Annotated in this window: 1 pseudogene; it reads right to left on the bottom strand. The window is 39.5% G+C overall.

What is annotated here, in order from left to right:
* Nucleotides 1-542, bottom strand: a pseudogene (locus tag ASC72_RS07475) (hypothetical protein); the annotation flags it as partial.

Genomic DNA, 542 nt, shown 5'->3' with positions numbered 1-542 from the left:
TTCCATTAGCATCACTTACATTCCATTTAATTGTTGTWGTTCCWACTGGATAAACATCAGAAAGTRATTTTGCATCGCTTCTTACTCCTGTTGGAGTTCCAACYGTACAATTRTCTGTTGCAGATGCTGAAACAGTTACSGTTGCRCCGCAAATACCTGCATCAGCAGTTATAGTTTGATCTCCGTTTGAARCAATTACMGGAATTTCATTATCGGTTACCGTTACAGTTTGAGTTACCTCAACCGCAGCATTTCCATTAGCATCACTTACATTCCATTTAATTGTTGTAGTTCCAACTGGATAAACATCAGAAAGTRATTTTGCATCRCTTCTYACTCCTGTTGGAGTTCCAACYGTACAATTATCTGTTGCAGATGCTGAAACAGTTACSGTTGCACCGCAAATACCTGCATCAGCAGTTATAGTTTGATCYCCGTTTGAAGCAATTACAGGAATTTCATTATCGGTTACCGTTACAGTTTGGATAACTGCCACTGCTGCGTTTCCATTAGCATCGGTTACGTCCCAAGTAATTGTTGTT

It is taken from the genome of Flavobacterium sp. Root420, from assembly GCF_001427905.1.
Lineage (GTDB): Bacteria > Bacteroidota > Bacteroidia > Flavobacteriales > Flavobacteriaceae > Flavobacterium.
Note: the sequence above shows the minus strand (reverse complement) of the source record. Positions and strands in the feature narration are given on the sequence as shown.